16 protein-coding genes are annotated in these 26,042 nt (G+C 63.5%); 4 read left to right on the top strand and 12 right to left on the bottom strand.

Annotated elements, in window-relative coordinates; all coding sequences use genetic code 11:
• Positions 1 to 34 precede the first annotated feature (34 nt).
• Positions 35 to 829, top strand: coding sequence for a spermidine synthase (locus AC5RVB_RS11505; protein ID WP_494142743.1), 795 nt, complete (start codon positions 35 to 37; stop codon positions 827 to 829).
• Here AC5RVB_RS11505 and rsmD read toward each other — a convergent pair.
• From rsmD to AC5RVB_RS11490, 3 genes are read right to left on the bottom strand one after another with little or no spacing between them, the layout of a single operon-like run.
• Entirely contained in the window at positions 826 to 1,452 is a 627-nt protein-coding gene (rsmD, locus tag AC5RVB_RS11500; RefSeq protein ID WP_227901460.1) for a 16S rRNA (guanine(966)-N(2))-methyltransferase RsmD, read from the bottom strand. The two genes, AC5RVB_RS11505 and rsmD, sit on opposite strands and share 4 nt — an antisense overlap.
• A 60-nt stretch (positions 1,453 to 1,512) precedes the next feature.
• Complete coding sequence (locus AC5RVB_RS11495; protein WP_494142742.1) at positions 1,513 to 3,732, bottom strand: ATP-dependent DNA helicase RecG; 2,220 nt, start codon at positions 3,730 to 3,732, stop codon at positions 1,513 to 1,515.
• Positions 3,722 to 4,735, bottom strand: a complete 1,014-nt coding sequence (locus tag AC5RVB_RS11490; RefSeq protein ID WP_290245281.1) for a DAK2 domain-containing protein — start codon at positions 4,733 to 4,735, stop codon at positions 3,722 to 3,724. Before AC5RVB_RS11490 ends, AC5RVB_RS11495 begins: the two co-directional genes overlap by 11 nt.
• A 426-nt stretch (positions 4,736 to 5,161) precedes the next feature.
• Between AC5RVB_RS11490 and wecB the strand changes: the two genes are divergently transcribed.
• Positions 5,162 to 6,289, top strand: a complete 1,128-nt coding sequence (gene wecB / locus AC5RVB_RS11485) for a non-hydrolyzing UDP-N-acetylglucosamine 2-epimerase (protein WP_494142741.1) — start codon at positions 5,162 to 5,164, stop codon at positions 6,287 to 6,289.
• 3 nt (positions 6,290 to 6,292) lie between these two features.
• Here the strand turns inward: wecB and AC5RVB_RS11480 are convergent, their stop codons facing one another.
• Positions 6,293 to 7,336 carry a glycosyltransferase gene (locus AC5RVB_RS11480; RefSeq protein WP_494142740.1) on the bottom strand — a complete coding sequence of 348 codons (1,044 nt, stop codon included), beginning with the start codon at positions 7,334 to 7,336 and terminating at the stop codon, positions 6,293 to 6,295.
• A 69-nt stretch (positions 7,337 to 7,405) separates the two neighbouring features.
• Here AC5RVB_RS11480 and AC5RVB_RS11475 point away from each other — a divergent pair, with 69 nt between their 5' ends.
• Together AC5RVB_RS11475 and AC5RVB_RS11470 are read left to right on the top strand one after the other, a co-directional pair.
• The gene (locus AC5RVB_RS11475; RefSeq protein WP_494142739.1) at positions 7,406 to 7,837 is read left to right on the top strand and encodes a hypothetical protein; all 432 of its coding nucleotides are present in this window, start codon (positions 7,406 to 7,408) and stop codon (positions 7,835 to 7,837) included.
• A gap of 129 nt (positions 7,838 to 7,966) precedes the next feature.
• Positions 7,967 to 8,833, top strand: a complete 867-nt coding sequence (locus tag AC5RVB_RS11470; protein WP_227901456.1) for an acyltransferase — start codon at positions 7,967 to 7,969, stop codon at positions 8,831 to 8,833.
• Here AC5RVB_RS11470 and AC5RVB_RS11465 read toward each other — a convergent pair.
• The 8 genes from AC5RVB_RS11465 to AC5RVB_RS11430 all read right to left on the bottom strand — a co-directional run bounded on the left by AC5RVB_RS11465 (position 8,830) and on the right by AC5RVB_RS11430 (position 25,864).
• Positions 8,830 to 12,576 carry a CDP-glycerol glycerophosphotransferase family protein gene (locus tag AC5RVB_RS11465; protein WP_494142738.1) on the bottom strand — a complete coding sequence of 1,249 codons (3,747 nt, stop codon included), beginning with the start codon at positions 12,574 to 12,576 and terminating at the stop codon, positions 8,830 to 8,832. The two genes, AC5RVB_RS11470 and AC5RVB_RS11465, sit on opposite strands and share 4 nt — an antisense overlap.
• Positions 12,577 to 12,627: 51 nt before the next feature.
• Positions 12,628 to 13,347: a phosphocholine cytidylyltransferase family protein gene (locus tag AC5RVB_RS11460; protein ID WP_290244878.1), complete on the bottom strand. Its 720-nt coding sequence runs from the start codon at positions 13,345 to 13,347 to the stop codon at positions 12,628 to 12,630.
• Between the two features lie 169 nt (positions 13,348 to 13,516).
• A complete protein-coding gene (locus tag AC5RVB_RS11455) occupies positions 13,517 to 16,801 on the bottom strand; it encodes a bifunctional glycosyltransferase/CDP-glycerol:glycerophosphate glycerophosphotransferase (RefSeq protein ID WP_494142737.1) in 3,285 nt (1,094 codons plus the stop codon).
• Between the two features lie 194 nt (positions 16,802 to 16,995).
• On the bottom strand, positions 16,996 to 19,728 hold the full coding sequence (locus AC5RVB_RS11450) for a bifunctional glycosyltransferase/CDP-glycerol:glycerophosphate glycerophosphotransferase (RefSeq protein ID WP_227901452.1): 2,733 nt from the start codon (positions 19,726 to 19,728) through the stop codon (positions 16,996 to 16,998).
• Complete coding sequence (locus tag AC5RVB_RS11445; protein ID WP_494142736.1) at positions 19,706 to 22,888, bottom strand: bifunctional glycosyltransferase/CDP-glycerol:glycerophosphate glycerophosphotransferase; 3,183 nt, start codon at positions 22,886 to 22,888, stop codon at positions 19,706 to 19,708. Before AC5RVB_RS11445 ends, AC5RVB_RS11450 begins: the two co-directional genes overlap by 23 nt.
• Positions 22,889 to 23,770, bottom strand: a complete 882-nt coding sequence (locus AC5RVB_RS11440; protein WP_494142735.1) for an ABC transporter ATP-binding protein — start codon at positions 23,768 to 23,770, stop codon at positions 22,889 to 22,891.
• Positions 23,763 to 24,680 (bottom strand): ABC transporter permease, encoded by a 918-nt coding sequence (locus AC5RVB_RS11435; protein ID WP_494142734.1) that lies wholly within the window; start codon positions 24,678 to 24,680, stop codon positions 23,763 to 23,765. Before AC5RVB_RS11435 ends, AC5RVB_RS11440 begins: the two co-directional genes overlap by 8 nt.
• Positions 24,677 to 25,864, bottom strand: coding sequence for a glycosyltransferase family 4 protein (locus AC5RVB_RS11430; RefSeq protein ID WP_494142733.1), 1,188 nt, complete (start codon positions 25,862 to 25,864; stop codon positions 24,677 to 24,679). The genes AC5RVB_RS11435 and AC5RVB_RS11430 overlap by 4 nt, the downstream gene beginning before the upstream one ends.
• Positions 25,865 to 26,042 lie beyond the last annotated feature (178 nt).

The raw sequence follows: 26,042 nt of genomic DNA, 5'->3' as shown, positions 1-26,042 counted from the left end.
AACGTCAGGACGCGGCGGCTCCGGGCGGGGCAGTGTGACCGCGTCACGGCTGCTGCGCGGCATCGGTGCGCACGCCGCCATCACTGAGGACGGATTCACCCCCGGCGCCTTTGTGCTGAGCATCGGCGGAGCGGAGCAGTCCCACGTGGATCTGGCCCGGCCGGAGGAGATCTTCTACGAATACCTGCGGCGGATGGGCAACGTGCTGGATCTGGCCGCAGAGCCCGGACAGCCGCTGCGGGCACTGCATCTGGGCGCGGGGGCACTGACCCTGACCCGGTACCTGCAGGCCACAAGACCCGGCTCCGAGCAGGTAGCCGTTGAACTCGAACGCGAACTGCTTGATTTTGTCCTGGCGCATCTGCCCCTGCCCGAAGGCACCCATCTGGAAACCGTCATCGGGGATGCCCGGGAGTCCCTGGACCGCTTTGCCCGCCGGCAGTTCGACGCCGTCGTCCTGGACATCTTCGCCGGCGCCGACGCGCCGGGACACCTGACAACGGCGGAGTTCTACGCAGAGCTGGCACGCCTGCTCTCCCCCGACGGCGTGCTGCTGGTGAACGTGGGCGATGATCCGCCGCTGGCCTTCGCCCGCCGGCAGATCCGCGAGCTTCTGGCCGGCCTGGCAGCGGCAGGCTGCAGCAACGGCGACGTTGCCGCACTGGGCCCGGCCGACATGTTCACCGGCAGGTATCCGGGCAACATTGTGCTGGCCGCAACACCGTTCGGGTGGCCGGAGGAATGGTCCCGGAGCCTGCTGGCGGCCGGACCCCACCCGGCGGCGGTGCTCACCGGGGAGGAACTGGACGTCTTCGCGTCCGGGGCCTAGGCCTGCTCCGGCCGGGCTTCCGCTTCGGCGTCGGCGTCCGCTTCGGCGTCCGCACCCTGGGCCGGCTCGGCGAACCAGAGCGTGGTTTCGCCGTATTTCTTCTCGCTGAAGCGCTCCAGCCCGGCCGGCCAGACCGGTTCCGGTGAACGCGTGGACCGTTCCAGCACCACCACGGCCCCCTCGGCCAGGTGGCCGGCCAGCGGGGTCAGCACGGCGTCGAGTTCACTTTCGGTGAGCGCGTACGGCGGGTCGATGAACACCAGGTCCCAGCGGACGTCCGCCGGCACCCGCATCAGGTAGGTCTCGGCTTTGGCCCGGTGCACGTTCACGCGGGAATGGCCCAGGAGCTTGGAAACCAAGTCCGCGTTGCTGCGGCAGGTGGCGGCGGCCTTGTCAGCCAGCTCCACCAGATCCACGCTGCGGGCGCCGCGGCTGGCGCTTTCCACGCCCAGTGCCCCGGAACCGGCGAACAGGTCCAGCACTCTGGCGTCCTGGAGGATGTCGTAGGACTCGAGCCGGGAGAACAGTGCTTCCTTCACCCGGTCGGTGGTGGGACGGGTTCCGTCCCCGGGAACGCTGTACAGGGTGGTTCCGCCGGCGGCTCCGGCAATAATGCGGCTCATGCTTTCACCTTATCCGCCGCCGGGGGGCGGGCCGGAACCGGAGGGCGCCCGGGGCGCCGGCTAGCCCCGCTCCAGGAACGCCTCGGCCTCGGGGTTCAGGTACGCCTCGATGGCTTCGTCCAGGGCCGGATATCCACGGAGGTCCGGATCCTCGGCCACCAGCGCCACCGCGTCGGCACGGGCCTTTTCAATGAGGGCTTCATCCTGGACGGCGCGCAGCAGTTTCAGGGTGGATCGGCCGCCGGATTGGCTGGCACCAAGGATGTCGCCTTCGCGGCGCAGCTCCAGGTCCTTGCGGGAGAGTTCAAAGCCGTCGGTGGTGGCGGCCACCGCCTCAAGCCGTTCCCGGCTCGGGTGACCCGGTTCCAGCTGGGTAACCAGCAGGCACGTTCCGGGCAGCCCGCCACGGCCTACCCGGCCGCGCAGCTGGTGCAGCTGGGAAATGCCGAACCGGTCAGCGTCCATAATCACCATCAGCGAGGCGTTCGGAACGTCCACGCCCACCTCGATGACGGTGGTGGACACCAGCACGTCGATATCCCCGCGGTTGAACGCGGTCATGGTCTCGTGCTTGTCCGCCGGGTCCAGCCTGCCGTGCAGAGGGGCAACCACTTTTCCGTCCAGCGCCGGGACGGTGGTGAGGTATTCGGTCAGCTCCGTGACGGACGTCAGCTCCTGGCGCTGCGCCCGCTCCCGGGTGCCGCCGTCGTCATCGAACAGCGCGACGTCGCTGCCCGGCTCATCTTCCCGGGCACCGATCTTGGGGCACACCACGTACACCTGTCGGCCGGCGTCGATCTCTTCCCGGGCGCGGGCCCAGATCCGCTGTTCCCACTGGGGGTTCTCCGCCAGCGGAGCAACGAAGGTGGAGATGGGTGCCCGGCCGGCAGGAAGCTCGGTGAGCGTGGAGACCTCCAGATCGCCGAAGACGGTCATGGCGACCGTCCGCGGAATGGGGGTGGCGGTCATGACCAGCAGGTGCGGGGTGCTGTGCCCCTTGGTGCGCAGCACGTCACGCTGCTCCACGCCGAACCGGTGCTGTTCATCCACCACCACCAGGCCAAGATCAGCGAAACTGACATGCTCGGACAGCAGTGCGTGTGTGCCGATGATGATGCCGGCGGCTCCGCTGGCGGCATCCAACATGGCGGCACGGCGGCCGGCGGTGTTCATGGATCCGGTCAGCAGTGTCACCCGGGTGCCGTCCGGGTCCCCGTCCAGCTGCCCGCCCCTGCCCAGAGGGCCAAGCATGGCGCTGATTGATTCGTAGTGCTGCGCCGCCAGGACCTCGGTGGGGGCGAGCAGGGCTGCCTGTCCCCCGGCGTCGATCACCTGCAGCATGGCACGCAGGGCCACCAGTGTTTTACCGGAGCCCACCTCACCCTGCAGGAGCCGGTTCATCGGATGGTCCCCGGCCAGTTCCGCAGACAGCTCCCGGCCGATTTCCGCCTGCCCGCTGGTGAGGGTGAACGGCAGGGACTGATCGAAGCGGTCCAGCAGGCCGCCGGGCACCGCCGGCCTGGCGGTTGCCTCCTCCTGCGCAGTCAGGGCACGACGGCGGGCCAGTGCCGTCTGCAGGACCAGCGCCTCCTGGTAGCGGAACCGGTGGCGGGCCTTGTAGGCGTCGGCGACCTCGGCGGGGCGGTGGATCTGCTCATACGCCTCGGTCAGGCCGAGGAGGCGCTCCCGGTCCCGGATCGACGCGGGAAGGGGATCACGCAGCCGTTCGGTTTGCAGGGTGTCCAGCAGCATGGCCACGGACTTGGCGATGGTGGGGCTGGCGACCTTGGCGGCGGCCGGGTAGACGGGAATAGGCCGTTTGGCTTCCTCTTCATCCACGGCGTCTTCATCCAGCAGGACATAGCTGGGGTTGGTCAGCTGCAGCTGCCCCTTGTAGGCGCCGACCTTGCCGGAAAACATGGCCCGGCTGCCCACGACGAGCTCCTTGGCGGCATTGAACCCATTGAAGAACGTCAGGTGAAGCTGCCCCAGGCTGCCGTCGGTGTCATCGGTGACCACTACTTCAACGATCATCCCCTTGCGGGCCCGCATCTGCCGGCGGTTGTTGCTTTGCACGCGGGCAATCAGGGTGACTTCTTCATCAAAAGGGATCTCGGCAATGGGTGTCAGCTCGCCGCGTTCCAGGTAGCGGCGCGGAAAGTGGTGGAGCAGGTCCCCCACGGTCTTCAGGCCCAGATGCTTTTCCAGTGCCTTGGCGGTGGTCTTGCCGATCCGCCGGTCCAGAGGGAATTCGAGTTCCCCGGGGAGCCTAGAGTCCATGTGCCTTGGAGGTCTCCCCTGCCCCCGGGAAGACCGGAAAGTCAGGGTTAGGCGTGATGACGGGAAGTTCCCGGGTCTCGTGCCCGTCAGCCGAAAGCTCGGTGATGGACAGGTTCATGGGTTCACCGAGCTGGCGCAGCAGGTCAATGGTGGCGCCGGCGTCCGGCGTGTGCACGTGCACCCGCCAGCGGTAGCCGTCCTCCACGGGGCTGACGGCGCTCATGATCACCGAGTCCCCCATCTCGTCCAGCTGAAGCCTCAGGGTGGCGGCATCCAGCGGGCTGAGGTTGATGGTGCACATCACTTCCACGCCTTCCATGCGGGGCATGTGCGCGTGGATGTGCGGGGCCTGGACGTCGTAGCCGTGCAGCCCGTCCAGGAGTTCCTCCTGCAGCTCCTCCCCCAGTGCCGCCGCGCGCAGGGCATCCAGGATGAGCAGGAAGCCGACGCCGCCGGCATCCACCACCCGTGCTTCGGTCAGCGCATCGAGCTGGTTTTCGGTATCCACGACGGCGGCCAGCGCGGCATCCATCATGGCGCGCAGGGTCAGGGCCAGCCCTGCGTTGCTGTCATCTCCGGTGATAGCGGCTTCACTGTCCGAGGCGGCGTGTGCGGCTGCTTCAAGGACCGAAAGCATGGTGCCCGGAACCGGGTCGCTGAGCACGGACCAGGACCGCAGCTGGGCACGCTGCAGGGCGGCGCCCAGCAGCGGTGCGGAGAGCCGGACGGCGCCGGCGAGGGGCTCGGCCATGGAGGTGAGGAAGACGGAGAAGAGGGTGCCCGAGTTTCCACGGGCGGATTCCATCGCGGCGCGGCCTGCTAGGCCCAGAAGTTCACCGATGTCAGCGGTGTCGGCCTCGGCCGCTGCTTCCGTAGCCGCACACAGGGTCAGGTACAGGTTGGTACCGGTGTCGCCGTCGGCCACCGGGAAGATGTTGATGGCATTGAGGCGGTCGCTGTGGTTGCCCAGGGACACCTCTGCGTTGCTCAACCATCGCTTCAGCGCTTGCGCGTTGGCGGTGATCTTAGTCTGCAAAGTAATCCCGATTCCTGCTTATGGGGCTCATCTGGGCCATCCCGTCCGGTTCCCGCCGTCCTTGCCGCTAACCGTTTATGTCATTAGGAAGCCTACCGCAGGGCACTGACAGAAGCCGATAACGATTTGCCGCCGGTTCGGGAGGAAACGGACGCTTCGTAGCGGCGGGTTGGGCGCCGCCGTACACCTGGCGGAATGCCGGCAGGTATGGCGGCAGGTGTGGCCGGGCCTTCCGCACGCAGTCCGCTTACTCGGGTAACCGGCACGCGGTTCTCAAGTAATAAGAACCGTTTTTCACGCAGACCAACCATTAGATTTCTGCTGTCATCAGCGTTTTTCGGCCCTAAGCTAAACCGTTCCAGGTTCAAATTGGGGGTTCCCTTGCCAGTTATTATGCCTATCTACGGCACCCGCCCGGAGGCTATCAAGATGGCCCCGATCATTGCCGAGCTGAAAAAGTCCAACACCTTGGAGTGCTTCATCACGGTGACCGGGCAGCACCGGTCAATGCTGGACCAGGTGAACGCGTTGTTCGACATCGTGCCCGACCATGATCTCGATATCTTTGAGCCGGGTCAGTCCCTCAACGCCATTCTCACCCGCACCATAAACGGCCTCGACAAGCTTTTCAGCGTCAACCGTCCCGATGCCGTTGTGGTCCAGGGCGACACAACTACCTCAACCGCGGCAGCCATGGCTGCTTTCTACCACACCATCCCGGTTGTCCACGTGGAGGCCGGGCTTCGAAGCGGCAATCTACATGCACCGTTTCCCGAAGAAGGAAACCGGAAAATCACCACTCAGATCTCGAGCCTCCATCTGGCACCCACGGAAACCAGCAGGGACAACCTGCTGGCGGAGAAAGTCAGGCCGGAAAACATTGTGGTAACTGGGAACACCGTTGTGGATGCTCTGTATTCCGCTATGGACAGAGAGATCCGATTCGCTGATACACGGCTGCAGGAACTGGCCTCCGGCGGGCGAAAAATGCTATTGGTCACCACCCACCGGCGCGAGAACCAGGGCGAAGCGATGCACCGCATTGGCCGGGCGCTGGCACGTATTGCCTCAGCCGAGCCGGATTTGACGATTGTCCTGCCGATTCACAGCAATCCGGCCGTCCGGTCTGCAGTGTTGCCCTATGTGGACAGGCTCCCCAACGTCCACATCACGGAACCGCTCGAATACGGGGAATTCACCCGGCTGCTCTGTCTGGCAAACGTTGTCCTCACGGACTCCGGCGGGGTGCAGGAAGAGGCAGCCAGCCTCGGAACTCCCGTCCTCGTGATGCGGGACGCCACGGAACGGCCCGAGGTATTGGAGGCCGGCGTGGCGAAACTTGTCGGCACCAACGAGGACAGCATCGTCAGCGAGGTTGACCTGCTGCTGCATGACGCCAGTCGCCTGTCGGCAGGGCTCGGAGCGGTCAACCCGTACGGGGACGGACATGCCGCCCGCCGGTGTGTTGATGCCATGGAAAAACTTCTGACCGCGGACCGGCCCTACGCCATCCGGTCCTGAGGACTACGCACCGCCCGCCGAGCGCTCCAGAACCGCCGTCCATTCGCGGATGAACCTGCCGGTGTTCAGTTTCTCTCCAATCCGTTTCGCCTCCTCGGACATACTGTCCATCCTGGTCTTATTCGAGAGCCCCAGAATCAAGGCGTCGGCCAGCTCGGCTTCGTTGCCCGCTTCCACCAGGAACCCGTTGAGGCCATTGGTGATCATTTCGCGGGGCCCGTATTTGATGTCGTACGAGACCGGGACGCAGCCTGCCACCATGCTTTCCGCCAGCGACAGGCAGAAACCCTCATAGTCTGACGCCACAATAGACATGGCCGCACCGAGGAAAACCTCCTCCGCATCGGCTGAAAACCCCGCGATGGAGACGGAGCCGTCCAAGCCCATGGAGGCGATCAGCCGGCGCATTTCGCCCTCCTCGCCTCCTCGTCCGTAAAAAACCAGCGTGGCGTCCGGAACCGCATCAACTACACGCCGGAAGGCCCGGATAGCGGCCAACTGCCCCTTGATTTTGTGGAACCGCCCCACCATCACTACCCGCTTGGGGTCACGCTCACCGAGCCTGGATACGGCCGGAGCGAAGTGAGGGATTACGTGGATGGAAGGCATCCATCCGAATTGCTTCCAGATATCCTCCCGCTGTTCTGTTGTCAGCACCACAACATCCCGGCAGTCCCGCAGGTTCTTCACCAGGTCTGCCATGTCCGGGCGGACCGCACTGCCGTACCGGTGCGGTGGTGCGAAGTGGTTGTTGTGCAGCGTGTAGATGACACGGGCGTTGTTCTCGTCCTCCAACGTGTTGAGGGCCTTTCGCCGTACACCGTATTCAGAGATGATGATCGGCTTGGTTTCACCGGTCAGCACAAAGGACTGCATCCAGTAACGGAATACCTCGACCAGGTCGCTGCACAAAACACGTCGTTCGGTTCGTGGATAAAGCTCCCAGCCCAGGACGCGCTGCGTCGCTTCGTCGCGTGACTCTTCCAGGTAGCAGTTTCCGTCCCTGCCCAGGTACTGCACTATCCCCGGCTTTTCGGAGGCACCCATTCTCTCGATCCTGCACACAGCCCCGGACCAGTCATACCATTCCCGTATCTCCCACGTTCCGGCATTCAGATGGTCAATAAAGAGCACCCGGTCCTCACGCAATGTGACCCTGTGCCGGTACTGACCCTGGAACTTCCCGATCAGGACATTCGGTTTACCCTCTGGAGACGCATAAGCCCACCCCTCACCGCCCAGGGGGCTGACGTAATCAATGCCCTCGTCGCATACCTGGTCGCCGGCAAGATCGTGGTACATATACCGAACGGAAATGCCGTGACCAATCCGCTCCCGCCGTTTCAACTCGTGTATCTGCCTGTCGAAATCCAGGGAGAATGCATCAATAAGAATGCGGGAGCTGACACCGGCCTGCGCAAAGGCCTCCGCCCGCCGCAGAACAGACATTGCCAGGCCGGTGGGTTTGCCCGGAAGACCGCCAAACATCGCTACGAAAACGTGGTCTACCGGCATATTTTTTTGCGCTTCCATACGTCCGAAGACTAGTGCAGTTTGTTCGTGAAGCACAGGCTCTTTGCGGCCATGTGGACAGCATAAAAGTGAATTACCTGCCGCCGTGCCCTTGGAGTGTCATTACGTATTGACGGGACCAACGGCGAATATAGGCTCGGCGTCATGGTGATCCTGAATACGCTGGCGAAGTACAGCGATGAGAACGGGAATCGGATTATTTATGATGGCCGCGCGATCCCGAACGTCCGGATTGAATTTAGCGGGTCGGGGAACAGCTTCCGCGTCAGGTCAGGCGTGCTATTGGGCAAGCTCAATGTGGTCTTCGATTGCGACAACGGCGTTCTTGACATGGCGGGCAACAGCTTTGGCACATTCTCGGCTTTTATCCGCATCGGACAGGACTCCCGAGTCATCCTGGGGAAAGAGCTGACAACCACCAACACGTGCGTGATTTCGGCTGTCGAAGGAACATCGGTTGTCATCGGAGATGACGTCATGCTGGCAAGTGACAACGAGATCCGCGCCGATGACGGGCATGCCATCTTCGATGTCATCACGGACCGGCGGGTCAACTGGTCCAGGGACATCACCATAGGCAACCACGTGTGGGTCGCCAAACGTGCTGTCCTGCTCGGTGGCGCGCGCGTTGCCGACGGAAGCGTCATCGGATTCGGCTCCCTGGTCACGGGTCCGGTGCCCAATAACAGTGTCGCCGCCGGCGTACCCGCGCGGGTGATCAAACGCAATGTGGCGTGGGAGCGGCCCCATCTTTCACGGACGAGGCCCTTTTACAAACCTGATGCAAGCACCGTCGCCAAGTCCGCTTACTGGGACAAGACAGAGGATCAGGAACCCGACGTACCCTTTGTGGCACTTTATGAGAGCAACGGCGCGACGTTTGCCGTCTCGTTTGCCTCCGAGTCCGCTGCACACCGGTGGTCGGATCGCTACTGCACAGCAGCCAGAATTGTCCCCGTGATAAGGCAGGACGAAGCTTCAAGGCAACTGGATTCCCACCCGGGAGCCTAAAGAGCAACGGCGGCAAACTTCGCCAGGGCGTCTTTTTGGTAGACCTCGTAGTCAAAGGGATGGTGGGGCACCTCTCCGCGGAAGTACCGCCGGAATCCGTCCGCCAGGCCCTCCGCACTGTTCTCCACAAGGAGTCCGTGCCCGTCTTCGAGGACGCTTCGCGGTCCCACCACGTCCGTGGATATCACCGGACGGTCCAGGATCAGTGCCTCCAGGACCACCAGGCCCTGTCCCTCGTAGTCCGATGAAAAAACAAAGCAGTCGGCATTCTTCAGGATGGCGAAGGGGTTTGCCCGTCGGCCGGCGAGCATAACCTGAGCGCCAAGGCCCAGTTGGACAATGAGCTGCTGGAGCCCTTCCTCCAACGGACCATCCCCCAGAATGGCGAGCTTTGCCTTCGGATAGTCGGCGGCCACGCCGGCGAAAGCCCGGATGAGTTTCGCATGGCCCTTTTCCGGGGAGAGCCGTCCCAGGGTGACAAACAGGGTGTCACCTTCCTCTACCCACTCGGCAATGTCATGGTCGAGCGGTTCGGCCGCCATGCGCACTGTTTCCTCCGGATTGACGAGGTTGTTGCAGTAGGTAAAGGACTCCGGACTGAGGTGAAAGTCTTCCGAAAGCCGCTGACGGTTTTCTTCGGAAACGCTCTTGGTTACGGATATCAGCGAGTCGAACTTTCGGTAGAGCCGGAAGTTGGCCTCAAGGTACTCGAACCGGTTTTTCCACTCTTTGTGCATGTCATTATGCAGATAGACGGATTTCCTGGCCCGTTCGAGTGGAGCGCTGCCAAGCAGGGCGACCCAGAACCTCGCGTAGCCCTCAAAACAGATGACGGAGTCGAAGGCCGCGTCCCCGAAGACACGACGGAATTCGCGGGCGAATGCCCGGTCAATGATGCTCCACATTTCCGGCGTGTCCACGGCATGCTGGGTGTTCATCTTGTCAACCACCCATCGCTCCTCGGGCGTGAGGACGTGGGTTCCCACTCGGGCCAGTACCCGTACATGCTCCGGGTTCTGAGCGAATTTTTCCAGGCGCTCGGCCTTGGAGCCCAGCGCCTCCGGGTCAACGACGACGTAGACGTTGTTCTCAGTGCGGTCGATATGCGAGACGAGGTTCAGATAGGAGGTGGTGATGCCGTTGGGCAGGAACGAGCCCTGGAACAGCAGGACATTCCGTTTACCGTCCTGTTTCACGGGAACCTCACAACCGGACGCACCGAAAAAGAAGAACTCGACAGCCCGGCCCGACGCTTTCCCGTCCTCCAACGGGCAGAATCTCCGCATTGCTGCATCCCGCCGCTCGGTGTCTTCGGCTATATTTTCGCCCTCCAGTCCGGCGGCAACCCGGTCCATCAGTGCTTCAGCGTCGTAGCAGATGCTGCCCGGCAGTGTTTCGAGATCGAAGTAGAGTCCGCGTTCCGCTTCATACTCGTCCCGGTCGTGCGCGTAGTAGACGATGGGCCGCCCCGTGGGTATGAAATCGAAGAAAATACTCGAATAGTCCGTGACCAGGACGTCAACAATGGCAAGGAGGTCGTTCGTGTCGACGGCGGCAGGAACCGTATGCCGCTCCAGGGCATCCCCGCTGGCCTGATCACCCGTCATGGTGTGCCCACGGTAGAGGAAATGCCAGTTGCCGGACCCGAGCGCCTGGACATCCGCGAGCAGACGGGCGTTGTCGAGCCTGCCCGAGCCGAGGTCCCCCCGCCAGGTGGGGGCATACAACACGACCTTCTTGTCGGCGGGTATCCGCAGCTTGGCCCTGAGCGCCCGCCGCCGTGCGCTGTCTGCTGTGAGAGTGGCGTCTATCCGCGGATAGCCGGTTACCGCGAGACGTCCACTGTACAGTCCGGCCACGTCGTACTTCTCAATCAGGCAATCGGCCGTAAATTCGTTCGGCGCGATCATGTGCGTGGCGTGCAGGAAATTGCGGGCGGCGTTCTTATGATCCATGAACCCGTTCCGGATATCCCGGCCCAGGGTCTTGAGCGGCGTACCGTGCCACGTATTGAGGTATTTCTGTTCCGGTCGGCGAATGAAGTACGGAGGGAAAGTATTGTCGTTGATCAGGTAGCCCGCACTTGCCAGGTAGCGCAGATAAAGGTCACTGTTCCTCGGGACATAAACGACATCAACGCGGCCCTTGAGTTCCTCCGGTACCGCTTCCTCCCGGTTCAGCACCCAAACATGGGTGAAACCATTAAACCGGGGATCGCGGATGACCGTCCGGTAGATCTGCAGCGGATTCCCTGCAACTGCAGCCCCGTGCATGCTCTCGTACATGATGGTGCGGGTGTCAACCGTGAGGGTTTCCATGTATTCCGTGTACGCCATGCCCTGCTTGTGGTGCTTGTGTTTCATGTACTGCCCCGTGTCCACGGCGTGGGCCCGCTTGAACTGCCTCGTCTCGGCAAACGCCGCACACGCGTCCTGGTAACTGCCGGTGAGCATCAGGGCACAGCCCAGCCGGAAATACCGCTCCGGAGAGTAGTCGGTTGTTCGTTGGACAGTGGCGAGATACGCCTCCGCCGCTACAAAGTTGCATCCCAGGCTTTCGGCCCGCTGGCCAAAGTCGTAGAGAAGTTCAGCGGATTGTGTGGCCCTTAGCTGTCCCAGGTCCCGTTCCAAAGCCCGCGCCAGGTATGGATCTGCCTGTACCGGTGAAGGCTGTGGGACAGGACCGTCTTTGTGGGCGAGGAAGTAGGCAACACATGCTTCCCGGTACTTTCCCTGGAGACGCAGCACATGGCCCAGCCGGTATTTCCAGTACCGGCTGCCCGCTGAGGGGCTGCCCAGCACGGTGGCGTAGGCGGCTTCGGCGGCCTGCAGATCCCCCAGCCGCTCGTAGGACAGACCAAGGCGCCAGAACAATTTGGCGGTCAGTGGACTGATCCGGGTTCCTGCGAGGAGCACTTCCGCGGCGCCGGCCCAGTCATAGGCTTTTTGCCGGGCCACACCCAGGCGATAGTGCAGCTCCACTGAACTCCGTTTGTCGCGCAGCGTCCTGGCGTACGCTTCTGCGGCCAGTTTCCACCGCCCTCTTGCTTCGAAGAAGACTCCGATGCCGAAGTCCCTGGCCCCAAGCCGCTTGTCACGGGACACGGCACGCTGAAATGCGCTGTCGGATTCGGGCTGGTTTCCGGCAAGCTGCCAGGCCCAGCCTTCTTTGAAGTGCAGATTCGAGTCCTCGGGTTTCAAACCCGTACAGCGGGCATAGGCCCCGCCGGCCAGCGCATACCGGCCCATGCGGAAATACGCATCCCCCAGCCGCTCGGCCCAGTTGTGGTCCGTCGCATGGGCTTCCAGCCCGTCTTCCAGCGCCTCGGTCAACTGCCAGGTTGGCCCGCGGCTTTCAACCACGGCGTCGACCCGCAGTTTCGTAATGGCCGCTTCGCATGATTCAGCGCGGTGTATCCATCCCGGCTGGCCGGGCTCCAGTCCGAGTGCTGCCCGGTACTGCCGGAGTGCATCGCCGTATTTTTTTTGCTTCTCCAGGACAAACCCCAGCCGGTAGTGCCAGGACGCGTTTCCGGGGTTCAGATCCACTGCCCGCTGGAGATGCGGAAGTGCTTCGTCGAGCCGCTCCAACCGGAACAAGGCATGCCCCAGCCTAAACACCACTTTCGGGTTGTTCTCTTCACCGCCCTGCATCAGGCGGGTGTACGCGTCGGCCGCCCCGGTCCAGTCATTCTTCTTTTCCAGGTTTAAAGCGTGCGCGTAGACCGCCTGCCACCCAATCATCTTTCCCCCACTCGAAGTCCCACGATGCCTCTGCCCCAACCCCGGGAGCGCCTAGGCCGGGACGGATTTCGCAATGGCTATGCGCTCGTTGGCCCGTACGAGGTCCTCGGCAAAATCAACTTCCACGGCATAGAAGCTGCTGATGTCCGCCGGCAGATACCGGGCGCCGTCTTCGGCGATGGCCAGCTCGATTCCCCGTTCGAAGTACTCGTCATCCGGGACGAGCCCCAGCCGGCTGATCAGCGAGTGCTTGTCGGCGGAGGAAACATAGTTGATGCCGATGGCTTCGCCCAGTCCGTTCTCGACCCTCTTGGACAGACTGTTAATGAAGCCGTGCTCGTCGATTGTGTACTTGACCTCTTCTTCGGAGACCGATGATGTATCCACGGCTATAAACGATCTGTCATCGGCAACCAGGTTATAAAGGTATTCCAACATCCCGGGCTCAAAGACGACGTCGCCATTCATCCATAGGACGCCGCAACCTTCGACTGAACTGCGTAATGCCTTGAGCAGGCTTTTTGAGGTATTCGTGCGCGCAAATGCCTCGTTGTAAACAAACGATGCATCGGGGACATGGTTCATGATTTCATCCATTTTGTAACCGACAACAATGGTCAGACGCAGCTGTTCACCAAATGCACCCTGGAGGTTCTCGACCTGTTGCCTCATGATTGTTCGGCCGTCGTTTAATTCCGTTAACGACTTGGGATGGGGGCGTGCCAATCTGGTTCCCATGCCTGCTGCGAGAATTACGGTTTGCACAGTCATTTTTGGTTGTCCTGTCCCTTGGGAAGATATCGAAGGGAATGCCGTTCCAAAACTGACAGCTATACCGCCGTATGGCCCCTCTGCGGCCCCCCGGTGGGAAGAATACATGTGCAACGGGAATGCGCAAGAGTAACTGTGGTGCCGGCATTTACGTAGTTTTGGCGCACGCTCAGCAGGACCGATTGCCGAAGATACTGTCCACAAACCGGGAGGTCGCCTGCCCGTCGTCCAGGGGGGCATACCGGCGCGTAAAGTCCGGGTAGCCCCGCGCCGGCCGGGATGCGATGTGTGAGGCGAGTTCGGCGGAGGTGCTGGCCAGGGGGCCTGGTCTTTCCGCCGTGACATCGAAGTAGAAGCCCCGGATGACATCGCGGTATTCGTCCAGGTCCGGTGCGAGCAGATAGATGGGCTTGCCGGTCACGGCGAAATCGAACATCACCGAGGAATAGTCAGTGACCAGCAGGTCGGCAGCGAGGTATAGGTCCGTGATCTCGGGGTAAGCCGTGACGTCCAGTGCCCCGCCGGTATTGGTGCCGCGCTGGGCAGCGACATTGTGATGTCCCCGGAACAGAAACGCGTAGTCGCGGCCAAGCCTCTCCCCCAGTTCGGGAATGTCCAGGTGATTGACCACGGCGAATTTGCCTCCGCGGGTCCGTGCCGTATCCCGCCAGGTCGGTGCGTACAGCAGGACCTTACTGGACGCGGGAATACCGAGGCTGCTGCGGATCGCCATTCGTCGGGCCGGGGCATCCTTGTGCAGCAGCGGATCGTTGCGCGGGTAACCCGCTGTAATGACTGGTCCGGGGTACCTGAATGCCGACGCCAGGGTCTGCGCGGCGTAGGGACTTTGGGCAAGCAGCACGTCCCAGCTCTGGGGCTCACGTTCCAGCGTGCGCCGGTACGAAGGAGTCACCCTGGTTGCGGGTGTGTCGAAGCCGATCCGTTTCAAGGGCGTTCCATGCCACGTCTGTGCGTAGATCTGCCCCGGACGTTTGCGGAAGAAGACCGGAAAGGTGTTGTTGTTGATGAGATACTGCGCCGTCGCCAGCATCCGGAACCACTCTTTGGAGAACCGGATGAGGGGCGTGCAACCTGCCGGGACAATGACCGACGAGTCCGCAACGGACCAGTACCGCCGCAGCTCCGGGTATCTGGCGGCAATTTCCCGGCAGACGGCTCGAACATTGTCCGTGGCTGCTGTGCCGGCAAAACTTTCGAAGAAAACGGCGCTGACCAACGGCGCAGTGGTCGCCGCATAGGACTCGACGAGGCGTTGGCGGTTATAGAGTCCGCGTTCCTCCGGACCGAGCGGAGGCAGTATTCGGAGGCGGAACGGTTCACCGGCTCCGCCCGCCGGAACAGCCACGCGGACAGAACTCCGTGATGCGTCCATGGGGAGTTTCTGCGCCAAACCCGCGGTTACGGAAACCGGCCCCGGCGTGCCGCCATCTCCGGACTGCGAAACCAGGCGATACGTGCCGCTCTCCGGCCACGCTTTTCCGGCCCCCCAGAGGTCCCGACGGAGGTCATATTCGGCCAGGAAGTGCCCGTTCTCGCTGGTGTCCACATGTTGCGGCCGGATCAGTTCGTGGGGTCCCGCCAGGACGATTTCCCCGGTTCCGTCCTTATGGCTGTCCAGCCAGTAGCCGCTGATGCTTAAACGCTCACCGCTCCGGCACAGAGTCCAGCCGGTCACGGCGGTGCGGGCAGCCGGCCGAATGACGGAAAGGAATCCGTAACCTGTGGTCCGGAGCTGGAAGCCGTCCGCTGACCTCCGGGATTCCAGCTCCTCGTCGGTTCCTGTCCAGCCCGCATATTGGAACTGGCCGGAACCGGCACCGGCGCGGAGCGGGAAGATGGATTCCCGGGCTTTCGGCCCCGTTTGAATGCCTGCCAGCTCCACAACAAAGGTTCCCGGCTGATCCGGGCATCGCCTGCCCCCGGCCCGTCCACCGTCCGGCAGCTGCAGGTGTACCCGTTCCGGCATCGCTCCGGCGAAATGTACCCGCAGCGTCTCGCCTTCCGCACGCACATCATCGACCAGAAACCGGTAGGAAACAGCGGCCAGTCGGAGGCCGTGCACCGCGTCCATGAGCCCGGCAATGCGGCGCTCCCCCACCGCCGGGCCCAATGGAAGCCGGCGCGGCACCAGGTCCTCGTCTGTTCCCTGCAGCCGGTCCGCGATGTGAATCCCGCCGACATCCATCGAGATTCCCAGGTACCACTCCCGGCCGCCGCCTGGCTCCGTTGAACGAAGCAGGTCACCGGTGTCCAGCCGGATGGAGAATCCGGCGCCGGCGTAGGTGTTGAAGCGGTCCCCGGCTTTTTCATCGATCGCGGAATCCGCACACGGCAGCACAGTAAGCGGATATCGCTGATCAGTGGAGCGGTCCACAAGTTCGGCGCGGATCAGCGCAGGGTAGATCCGGGTGTCCAGTCCCTCGACATATGCCGCCCCGCTCAGTTCCAGGACATCCCCGTCCCAGCGAAAACCGCGCAGCAGGGAGCGCAGCTGCAGATCAGCCGCGCGCAGACGAAACATGCCGGGTTCCACCCGTTCGTTAAGCAGTGGCCGGTAGGTGGGGACGGCGTAATAGGCGCCGTCGTCAGCCAGAACGCGGTAGCCTGGCCCCTGGTCCTGCAATTCTGCAAGGACGATGTCGATGCCGGCACGGTCGCCCGCTGCTGCGAGCGCTGCGAGCACACGGTCATGGAGCCGGAACCGGTCAAGCCCTCCGCTGGTTGCAGTCAGCAATGCTGCTGCCTGCCGGACAAGCTGCCAGTGTTCAGGCCCGGAGCGAGGAACGTCCCTGAGGTAAGTCCGCCATCGGGAACCGAGTCCCGCAGCGTACCAAAAGCCGCGGCACTCCCCCGCCGCCTCGGTGGCCAGCAGAGGCGCAATGCGGATGCAGGCGGCCAGGTCCTCACCCAACTGGGCAGCCGACGCAGCCGGCGCTTTGGGCCCGCGTCCGCCGGGGATCCCGAGATAGTCGAAGGAATCGGCACGCAGGTAACCCCTGACGGCTATGTCCACGGGCGAGGCGTTGGCCGGAAGATCGGCTGTGATCCGATCCAGGCAGGTTCGGCGGTAGGCCTTGTTCCAAAGGGCCGAATCGGCGACGGCGGACGGGACTTCGGTCAGGCGCAGTCCCGTTCGGCCGGATGCCTGCAGCAACGCCGCCGCCCTCCCGGGCCCGGACGTGCTTCGGGGCGCCGCCGAGACAAAACCTGCTTCCGACGTCGCGAGTGCGGCAACCATGCCGCCGTACAGGCCGGCGTCCGGCCGGGCGCCGGGTTCGACCAGGACCACAACGTTTCCGCCCGCTGCCCGGAGGCAGGCCTGCAGCTGTCCGTCCTTTCCGGGAGCCACCATCCGCACCCTCGGGTCCGTCCCTGCGGCCTGTCTCAGTGCCTCCCCGCGGCGGCCCCCGGCCGCAGCAACCAGCAACTCCATTGGCCGGTACTTCTGGGCGAGGAGGGCCGTCAGCGTTGCGGCTGTTTCAGGCTCACTTCCACCGGGAAGCAGGACCACACTCAGCAGTGCGGGCACCGACCCCTGGGGTGAGCTGTTCGGCGATACCAGGGCCTTACCGCGCCGCCGCATCCCGGCAACCAGTCGATGTACCCGCGCTCCGGCCCTGACCACGGCTATTCGGTCCCGGCTGAAACAGACAGCCACAGGTCTTCGATGGCGGATGTGGTACGGGCGGAGGAGCGTGAATCCCAGTGCGGGAAGCTTCCCCGCACGCGGTCTTCAAACCGTGCTTCCCGGGGCAACCCGTCAGCCCGGATAAGTTCCTCCACGACGTCCCCGGCCCGGGTTACCACCGGTCCCAAACCATCGCGGCCGTAATCAAAGTACCCCTTCCGGTACACATGCCCGCCGCCGAAGATTTCGTCGCCGTCGAACTGGAAGTAGACGAGCTTCGTCCCGGCATAGGCGGCGTCGAATGCCAGGGAAGAATGGTCGGTCACCAAGGTGTGGGCCTGTACGAGCTGATCCTGCACACGGATCTCGGAATAGGCGGCTGCGCGGACATGGGGCGGAAGGTTCAGGAGGGGAACCATGGACTCAAGTTCGGGGTGTGGGAGGAACACCACCTCATACCCCTGCTCCAGGCACAGCGTCCGTAGCTTCGGCGAGCGCAGCATCTGCAGCCAGTTCCGTCCAAACTCGCTTTGTTCAAACCGTTCCACCCGCCCGGCCGCGGAATCCGCTACGGCCAGTTCGTCCCGCAGGTATTCCCGCCAGGTCGGTGCCACCAGGATCCGGCGGCGGCGCTGCAGCGGAACGGCGTCGGCTGCCCTCCGCAGGCTGTCATGGCGAGGAAAGCCGATGAGCTTCACCTCGTGGGGCGTGAGTTTATAGAGGCTGCCGTCACCGGCGATGGATTCATGTTCGGCATGCGTAGCCGTGATCATGAGGGATATGTTCTTCAGGTTCAGCCAGCTGGACATGTCATCCTTGATGACCCCGTGCTGCAGAAAAACAAACCGGCTTTTGCCCGCCCCGTAGCGCCGCCTACTCACCGGGTATTCAATGTTGGCGTTCAGGTGGGATGAGATCCGGAAAGACGCGTTGAGTGCCAGAAGGACCAGTTCATCGGAGCCGTACGCGACCAGCCGGAAGCCATCTGCTGCCAGCCGGTCCCAGTCGCGGCTGGTCCGGTTAAGGACAAACCAGGCATTGATATCCGGGCGTTCGCGAAGAAGATACCGGTAGAGATGTTCCGCGTTATCGTCGGCGCGGTCTACACGGTCCATGAGCAGCCATGCATCCTTGTACCTGGATACCGCTGGTTCCCGTCCGGCACGCTCCACCAGCCGATGGTCCGCCTTTGCACGCACGGCTGCGCTTCGGCGCCTCCGTGCCCGCTTGAGCAAACGCACGGCGCTGTCCCGTATTTCCTCCAGCGGGCCCGCGCCGGTGAGGGCTCTGCGGAGGATGCGGTTGGCCCGGAACCTGCCAACCTGAATGCCAACAGCGGACCACACACCTTTTCCGTACCACTGTCCGCCCTTAACCGGCACCGCCGGTGGTCGGAGCTGAAAACCGGGTTGCTGTTCGGGTACGCGCCCTTCCTGCAGCGGAACGCCCCGGTCCGAGGTGATTTGCGCAGGGGTGCCGTCCAGGACAATGTCGGGAACGCCGTCGTCGGGAAGGACCAGAATCCGTTCCCTAATAAGGGTTTTTCCCACCACCCGGTGCTCCCGGGTTTTGGCCGCCACCGGAACAACGGGGGCACCCCGCAGGTAGATTTTCTCCTCGGGACAGGTGCCCTGAAACAGGTAGGAGAAACGCACCGTACCGCGGTGCTCATCCCGCTCCCATTCCTGGATGAGCAGGTTGTGGTCCTTCTTGTAATAGCTGAGCAGGATGTTGTGGAAAATCCAGCCCTGGCTGACCACGCTGAACGTCCGGATAACGTCCTCGTCGATCAGCTCAATGATCTGTTCGAGCAGCTGGTGAATGCTCTCCCGTTGTTCCGGCGTGGCGCCGGCGGTCTGGCTGTGCATCCGCTTGTCATCGACGTACAGCCACACCAGGTCATAGAGCACCATGTACTGGGCCCAGTGCGGCACCCGTCCAAGCCGCTCCCGGATGTCGGAGAGCATGCCGAGGTAGCCGTACCGGGGAAGCTCGTTGTACGCACGGGGATCCCCCCAGGCGCCTTTCACCAGTGACGCCCCGTTGCGCCGGTTGCGGCGGTACAAATACCTGGCGCTGGCCACTATGCCGAGGACAGGGGCCTCCACGGCGGCGAGATAACGCCCAATAAGGTTCGAATCCTCGAACTTGGGGCGGATCCGCTCGTCAAACCACAGCCCGTGTTCCTGCAGGGCGGCCCGCTTCAGGAAGGCGGTAGGCCCGTGGAGCTGGATATACTCCGGGTTTGCGTCCAGGTTCACCAGGACGTTGCCAAGGCGGAATTTCCTGCCCAGGGGGTGGGAGTGATTCACTGCCGCTGTGCCGTCGCGGAACTGCACGAGCCGGGTCGCCAGCAGCTGGGCGGAGCCGTTCACGTCGCCTGAGAGGAAATCCGCGACCGCTGAGAAGTATCCGGGATGAAAAACATCATCCGGGTCACAGAAGGTCACCCACTCGTTTTCCGCCCGCCGCAGCCCCGCATTTCGGGCTGCTCCGGGGCCGGCATTGTCCTGGCGGATCAGCCGCAGTCCCGCGTGGTGGTTTCCCCGCCAGCGCTCCACCAGATCCGCCGAGTCATCCGTGGAACCGTCGTCGACCACCACTATGTCCAGGTCCCGGAGCGGATAGGTCTGGGTCCGCAGGGATTCCAGGAAGGCCGGCAGGTATTCGGCAGCGTTGTACAGCGCTATTACAAGGGAGAACCGGCCCTTAGCCATCTTGTCTCCAGTCATTTGGTTGGACTCCTGCCGGAACATGGGCCAGCAGCGCATCGGCGGCGGACTTTGTGCTTTCACCGGGCACAAGGGGGGCTGCTTCGCCTGCCCGGGGCCGCACGGTAAGACCGTGCCGCAGTGCATCGGCCAGGTCCGCCGTCGTCGTCACCAACGGGATGTGGGCGAGGTCCGATGCAGGGTCCAGATACAGACCCCTCAAGCGGCTGAACTCCTCCAGATCCGGTGCCAGGATGAACGTGGGCCGCCCGAGCAGCTCGTAGTCAAAAAGCGTCGATGAGTAGTCAGTGACCAAGGCGTCCGCAGCGTGGTACAGGTCATTCACTTCCGGATAGTCAGTAACGTCCAGTGCGCGCGGATGGTCCTCGATCCGGCGTTGGGCAGCGACGTTATGGTGGCCCCTGATGAGGAACACGTAGTCCGGCCCGAGAAGCCGGCTCGCTTCCTGCACCTCGAGAAAGCCGGCCCAGACAGGACGCCCCGTGCCGTCACGCGCTGCGTCCCTCCATGTGGGTGCGTACAGGATGGTCTTCTGCCCGGGGCGGATTCCCAACAGCTCCCGGGTTCGCACCCGGGTATCCGTGCCGAGCAATGCCTCGTTGCGGGGGTAGCCGGAAGCAAGGACCTCTCCCGTATATCCGAGTGCCCGGCACAGTATGGAGCCGGTCCTCTCATCCGGTGCCAGGAGCAGGTCCCACCACTGCGCCTCGCGTTCCATCAGGTCCCGATAGGACAGGGCAAGCAGGCGCTGCGGGATGTCCCGCCCGATCTTTTTCAGCGGCTTTCCGTGCCAGGTTTGCAGATAGAACTGCCCCGGTGACTTACGGAAATACCAGGGAAAGTTGTTGTTGTTGACCAGCCGGGACGTGGTTGAGAGCTTGTCATACCAGTCCGCCGTCCCCTGCAGCAACGGCACAGCATAGGCGGGCACCGGTACGGAGCGGTCCGCTACGGACCAGTAGATCGGCTCGTCGAAGCCCTGTTCTGCCAGGTAATCCGAGATCGCCCGGGGGCTGTCGGTGCAGCTTTTCCCTCCGAAACTTTCAAAAAACATGCCGTGTGATGCCGGCTTCGGGCAGGTGAACGCGGCACGCCGCAACCGGTACTGGTGGAATGTTCCGGCCTCATCATCGGTGAGGGGAGCTCCGAGGGTGACCGCCATGGCCCCTGAATCGGTTCGCGTGCCGCGGACGCGGCAGGCCGGGAGCAGTATCGGTGTGAGGCCCCGCAGCGCTGATTCTCCTGCCGGGACGGCCGGGTCTCCCGGTCCTGCGGCCCGGCCTGCCGAATTCCAGCGCAGCGTATAGGACCCCGACGGCGGTGCGGACAGTTTGGCATCCCAGGACTCCACGGTCAGGGGTACCCGCAGCAGCAGACTCCCGCCCGGCATCGCCTGCACCTTGGCAGGAAGCCGATGCCGGGCGGTTACCAGCGCAAACGCGACACCCGGCGGCGCCTTGGCTACCTCGAACCGCAGTTCATCCGCCCCTTCCCGGGTATGGACGCTGAACCGCGTGACCAGAGGAGCCCGCTTCCCGCTCACGGGAGCGGGGCGGGGAGCGTCGCCTGGTCCGCCGTCGGCTCCGTCGCCTGGTCCGCTGTCCGGAGCCGGAACCGGAACGGTGCATTCAGTGCGATGCCCGTCCACCTCCAGCCGGATTGTCAGCTCCTGAGGAAGCGGCAGACCGAGCTCTACCGAGAAAGCCGAGGCAGCGTAGCTGCAGTTCCGGTCTCCGGAGAGAAGGTCGATCTGCGGGTTTGAAAACCTCCGGACCGGAACCTCCTGCCGGGGTACTCCGCCGCTCACAGCAACCTCGATCGTCAGGCCGAGTGGGGTGGTACGCAGGTCCACGTTGCGCAGGTAGGCGAAGCCGTGAACCGTTGCCGTTTCCCCGGTGGCAGGCAGCGGGGCATCAAGGGCGGCCACCGGCTCCAGTTGCGCCGGCATAACCTCGAGCAGCTCCCGGTCTATTGGCGCGTTCACGGCATGCACGAGCAACGGCTGCGCGAAGATCCGCCCGGCATCAAAATGCAGCGGACTGGCCGTGCCGTTATTGATCCTGTCGATGACGGCCCGGCGAACGTCGTCCCGGTGCCCGCCGGCCGTCAGGTGCAGCAGAACGCGGGACTGCGGGTCAGTACCGGAGAGAAACTCTTCTCCGGCGGCCAGGTACTCCCTGATCCCGGAGCTGAGCATCTGCCAGTACTCGTCAGGTGCGTCGGGGATCTGTTCTATGTACGGGATCAGATCAACTCCCAACAGGCGGCCGTACCAATGGGCCAGCACAAAGGAGGGCGCTTCGGTGTGCAGCAGGGCGGCTACGGAGCGGGTCACCGCCAACCGGTCCCTCAGGTCCTCCGTCCGGTGCTTGCCCTGGGTCAGTGAGGAGCCGTCTTCACGAATCCGCCACCAGTACACGCCCTCGGTGAGGACGTCGAATGAAGCAGCGCGGAGATATGCCCTGGCAGTGGTTTCCTGGTCCTCATACCGCACCCCCTCCGGGATCCGGCCTACCTCCCGGGCCCAGAAGTCGCGCACAAAAACCTTGTTCCACAAAAAGACGTCATCCAGTATCCGGGGACACTCCGCCAGCGTGGTCCCCAATCGGGGCCGGGCGTGCAGACCATCGGCAAGACGGACCGGGCTCCGTTTGCTGCCCCGGATCCTGCCGTAGGAGCCCACACAAAAGTCCGAGCCCGTCCTGAGCAGGTTCTGCACCATAGCTGCATACGCTCCTGGGGGAACAACGTCGTCGGCGTCTGCGAAGGTGAGGAACCGGCCGCGGGCTGCTGCGATAGCCGTGTTGCGGGCCTCTCCGTTTCCCCGGTGCGGCTGGCGAAGCATCCGGATGCGCCGGTCATACCGTGCATACCCGGCAGCGATTGCCGCAGTTGCATCCGTTGACCCGTCATCCACCAGGATGATCTCGAGCCGCCGGTAGGTTTGGCTGATGATGCTGCGGAGGCACCGGTCGAGGTACGGTGCGACATTGTGCATGGGAATGATGACGCTCAGCAGGTCGGCGTCCCGGGGTCCGGGCGTGGCCATCCGGCGCAGGGTTGCGTTCAGCGCGGGGTGCAGGGAGCGGGCAAGGGCACGCAGGCCTCCGTCAGGACCCGGGGGCCGAAGAGCGGTACGGAATCCCTGCAAAGTGATCATCTAGTGCTTTCCTCTCCCGCGCCTGCCGGCCGGGGGCTCGAGAACCCGGGCGACGGTCAGGGAGTCCAGGGCTTCCTGACGGAGTGCGGCTGCGCGTTGGTTGTTTTCATCTGCGAGCGCCTTGGTGAACTCCCTGTACGCCTTGACCGCGTCATCCGGCGCTGCATCCATCAGCAGATCCCCCTGGTCCAGCCACAGCACACGGGTACACATGCCGGTGATGGTCTTCAGGCTGTGGCTCACCAGGAAGACGCAGCCTGCGTTGGCACGCAGTTCATCCATGCGCCGGCGGCTGCGGTCGGTGAACTGCGCATCGCCGGTGTTCAGCGCCTCGTCGATCAGCAGTATCTCGGGGTCAATGCTGGCGGCGATGGCGAACCTCAGTCTGGAGGCCATACCGCTGGAATAGGAACGCATCGGCAGGTGAATCGCCTTTTCCAGGCCGGACAGTTCCACGATCGAGTCAAAACGTTGGGCTATCTGCTCCTCGGTCAGCCCCATCGCGAGGCAGCCGAGCACCACGTTGTGATCCCCTGACAGCTCCGGCACCAGCGCCGCATTCACTCCCAGCAGCACGGGAGTGCTGGAGGCATATACGGCACCGCTGTCCGGCGGCACCTGTCCACTGATGAGCTTTAGGAGGGTGCTTTTTCCGGATCCGTTACGTCCTACGATGCCGATGGACTCGCCTTTCCCTGCAAGCATGGAAAAGGAGTTCAGGGCACGTACGGTTACCAGCTGCTGTTTGCCGGCCGCCCGGCGGATCTGCCCGCTGATGTGCCGCGGGCGCTCCGGGCTGCGCTCGCTGGAGGGTACGCGGTATTGCATACTCACACCGTCCACTGCGACGCACAGATCAGCTTCGGAGATAAGGTCATCCACGGCCGTATGTCTCCTCTGCGCGCCAAAAGAAGATGCTGCCCACAATGAGGGTTCCCGCAGCCCAGCCACCCAGAACGGCCCACGACTGCCAGGACGGCAGCTGATTGTAGAGCAGGCAGTCGCGCACGATATCCAGGACCTTAAAAAGCGGATTCAGCTGCACCACCTGCAACAGCACCGGGTGGTCGATGAAACGCTCATATGAATAAAAGACTGCGCTCGCGTACATCCAGGCGCGAAGGGCGAATCCGAGCAGATGAACCACGTCGTTCGTTTTGGAGATAATCCGGGCGAGGATCAGCCCTATGCCCAGGTTGAAGGTCCATTGGAGGGCAACGGCAGGAAAAATCAATAGCCATTTCCAGGTGACGTCCTCGGTGGGCGGAAGAAGCAGGACCAGCAGCAGCATGACGGTCAGGACGGGAATGGCCGCTATGAGTTCGCGCAGATTCGCCGCCAATGGCAGTGCGGCCCGGGGAAAGCTGAAGGCCTGGACAACATTGCGGTTCTGTTGGATGGACCGCCCGCTGTTGGTGATTGAGCGTGCGCTGAACTGGAAAAGGAAGATACCGATGATCAGGTACCCGAGAAAGTTCTCTATGCCGGCTCCTGTCCGCAGGAACAGGCCGAAGATCAGGTAGTAGGTCAGGCCGTTGAGGATGGGGTTGAGGATCAGCCAGGCACTGCCCAGCCGGTCCCTGCGGTTGCCGTTCAGGGCGCGGGACCTGGCGTCATAGGCAATAAAGCGCCGGTAGGTCCAGATCCGGTAGAGGTACTCGGCATACCCGGGCCGAGCCCCCACCCGGTGCAGCCTGCGGGTGGTCAGTGTCACCGGCCGGACCCGGGGCGGGTTTTCCGCGGGAGGCACTGTCGCCAGCGAACTGTCCGCGTGGCCGTGTTCCCCGCTCATGCGGCTCCGCCGTGTGGTGTCAGCGCACGCAGCAGATGGGAGTAGGTCTGCGACAACCCGTCCAGATCCGCGTGTGAGTGAAGCCAGTCCCTGCCAGAGGCGCCAGTGGCCAATCTGGTCCGGTCTGCGTGCAGTTCCTTCCACAGGGCGGCAATAGCCTCCGGGTCTGGGTCCACAACATCTCCGGCACCGGATTCCTCGATGACCCGGCGGGCTTCGCCTCTCACCACAGCTGTGATGTGGCGGCCGACGGCGAGAACTTCATAGGTCTTGGAAGGAATGGTCGCGTCAAAGGACTTCCAATCTTCACGCAGGGAAACCACGCAGGTGTCTGCGTCGAGGTAAAACTCCGAAACCGCCGGGCCCTGGACCGGCTCGTGGAAGGTGACAGGCACCTCCAGCCGTTGTGCCAGGGCAATCAGGTGTCGTCGCTCCACACCGTGCCCCACCATGGTCAGGTGCACGTAGTCACGGGCCAGGGCCGCGGCGTGAATCATCAGCTCAAGCCGCTGGCTCTCGCCATGGTTTCCAAGGTAAAGAACGTTCAAGTGCTCGCGGTCTGCCCGCGGCGGGGGCAGCAGACGGCGCACAGTGGTATCGATTCCATTGGTTACCGTCTCGACGTTGCGAAGTCCGCGGTTGCGGAGAATTTCGGCAAAGCCGTAGGTCACCGTGACTACGAGAGCAGCCCGCGCCTGGCAGCCGGACACGACGCGTTCGGTGAGCCCCCGGCCGGCGCCGCGGACAATTCTCGCGTCCCGGGCAATATCAGGCCACGCATCACGCATGTCCACCACGAGCGGCGCCCGCCGCAGGCGGGACACCAGATACCCGGCGGCCAGCAGCGGCAGACTCGGCACTGTCACGACGACGACGTCGGGACGCCTGCTGATCGTGCCGGCCGCCACGGACGCGGCGGCGCTGAAGCAATGGTCGGCCAGCCGCCCCCAGCGTGTTACCGGATGCCACAGATACGGCACCCTGAGGATCTGCTCGCCGGAACTGCCGATGTCCCGCCGGAAGGCACGCCCTGCGAGCCGTCTGTCCAGGGTCCGCCGGCCGTGTGGTTCATGCGCTACCGGGGTGATGACGTCCACGTCCCAGCCCAAGCTGCTGAAATACCGATTGAACTGTGTCCAGCGGCGCTGAGGCGGTGTGTGCTCAGGTGCATAGGAATGCGTCATCAATAAAAGCCGCATGATCATCCCCCCTGAAGAATGCGGTTGTGCCAGTCCACAACGGCGCGATCGGGGCCACTGTACGCGTGGATTTATGGGTTTTGGACCGTAAGTGTCCGCGGCTTTTAGTGGGCGCAAGTAGCCTCCGCAACGGTTCAGGTAGCCGCGCCCGCGGCCGCAGGTA

The organism is Arthrobacter sp. Y3225209 (genome assembly GCF_059090685.1).
This window is presented reverse-complemented; position numbering and strand designations above follow the sequence as displayed.

Excerpts from the sequence above, each read along its gene's own strand:
- rsmD (WP_227901460.1), bottom strand. The coding sequence starts at position 1,452 with ATGAGCCGCATTATTGCCGGAGCCGCCGGCGGAACCACCCTGTACAGC.
- AC5RVB_RS11495 (WP_494142742.1), bottom strand. The coding sequence starts at position 3,732 with ATGGACTCTAGGCTCCCCGGGGAACTCGAATTCCCTCTGGACCGGCGG.
- wecB (WP_494142741.1), top strand. The coding sequence starts at position 5,162 with ATGCCTATCTACGGCACCCGCCCGGAGGCTATCAAGATGGCCCCGATC.
- AC5RVB_RS11480 (WP_494142740.1), bottom strand. The coding sequence starts at position 7,336 with ATGGGTGCCTCCGAAAAGCCGGGGATAGTGCAGTACCTGGGCAGGGAC.
- AC5RVB_RS11475 (WP_494142739.1), top strand. The coding sequence starts at position 7,406 with ATGGTCAATAAAGAGCACCCGGTCCTCACGCAATGTGACCCTGTGCCG.
- AC5RVB_RS11470 (WP_227901456.1), top strand. The coding sequence starts at position 7,967 with ATGGTGATCCTGAATACGCTGGCGAAGTACAGCGATGAGAACGGGAAT.
- AC5RVB_RS11465 (WP_494142738.1), bottom strand. The coding sequence starts at position 12,576 with ATGATTGGGTGGCAGGCGGTCTACGCGCACGCTTTAAACCTGGAAAAG.
- AC5RVB_RS11460 (WP_290244878.1), bottom strand. The coding sequence starts at position 13,347 with ATGACTGTGCAAACCGTAATTCTCGCAGCAGGCATGGGAACCAGATTG.
- AC5RVB_RS11455 (WP_494142737.1), bottom strand. The coding sequence starts at position 16,801 with ATGGAGTTGCTGGTTGCTGCGGCCGGGGGCCGCCGCGGGGAGGCACTG.
- AC5RVB_RS11450 (WP_227901452.1), bottom strand. The coding sequence starts at position 19,728 with ATGACTGGAGACAAGATGGCTAAGGGCCGGTTCTCCCTTGTAATAGCG.
- AC5RVB_RS11445 (WP_494142736.1), bottom strand. The coding sequence starts at position 22,888 with ATGATCACTTTGCAGGGATTCCGTACCGCTCTTCGGCCCCCGGGTCCT.
- AC5RVB_RS11435 (WP_494142734.1), bottom strand. The coding sequence starts at position 24,680 with ATGAGCGGGGAACACGGCCACGCGGACAGTTCGCTGGCGACAGTGCCT.
- AC5RVB_RS11430 (WP_494142733.1), bottom strand. The coding sequence starts at position 25,864 with ATGACGCATTCCTATGCACCTGAGCACACACCGCCTCAGCGCCGCTGG.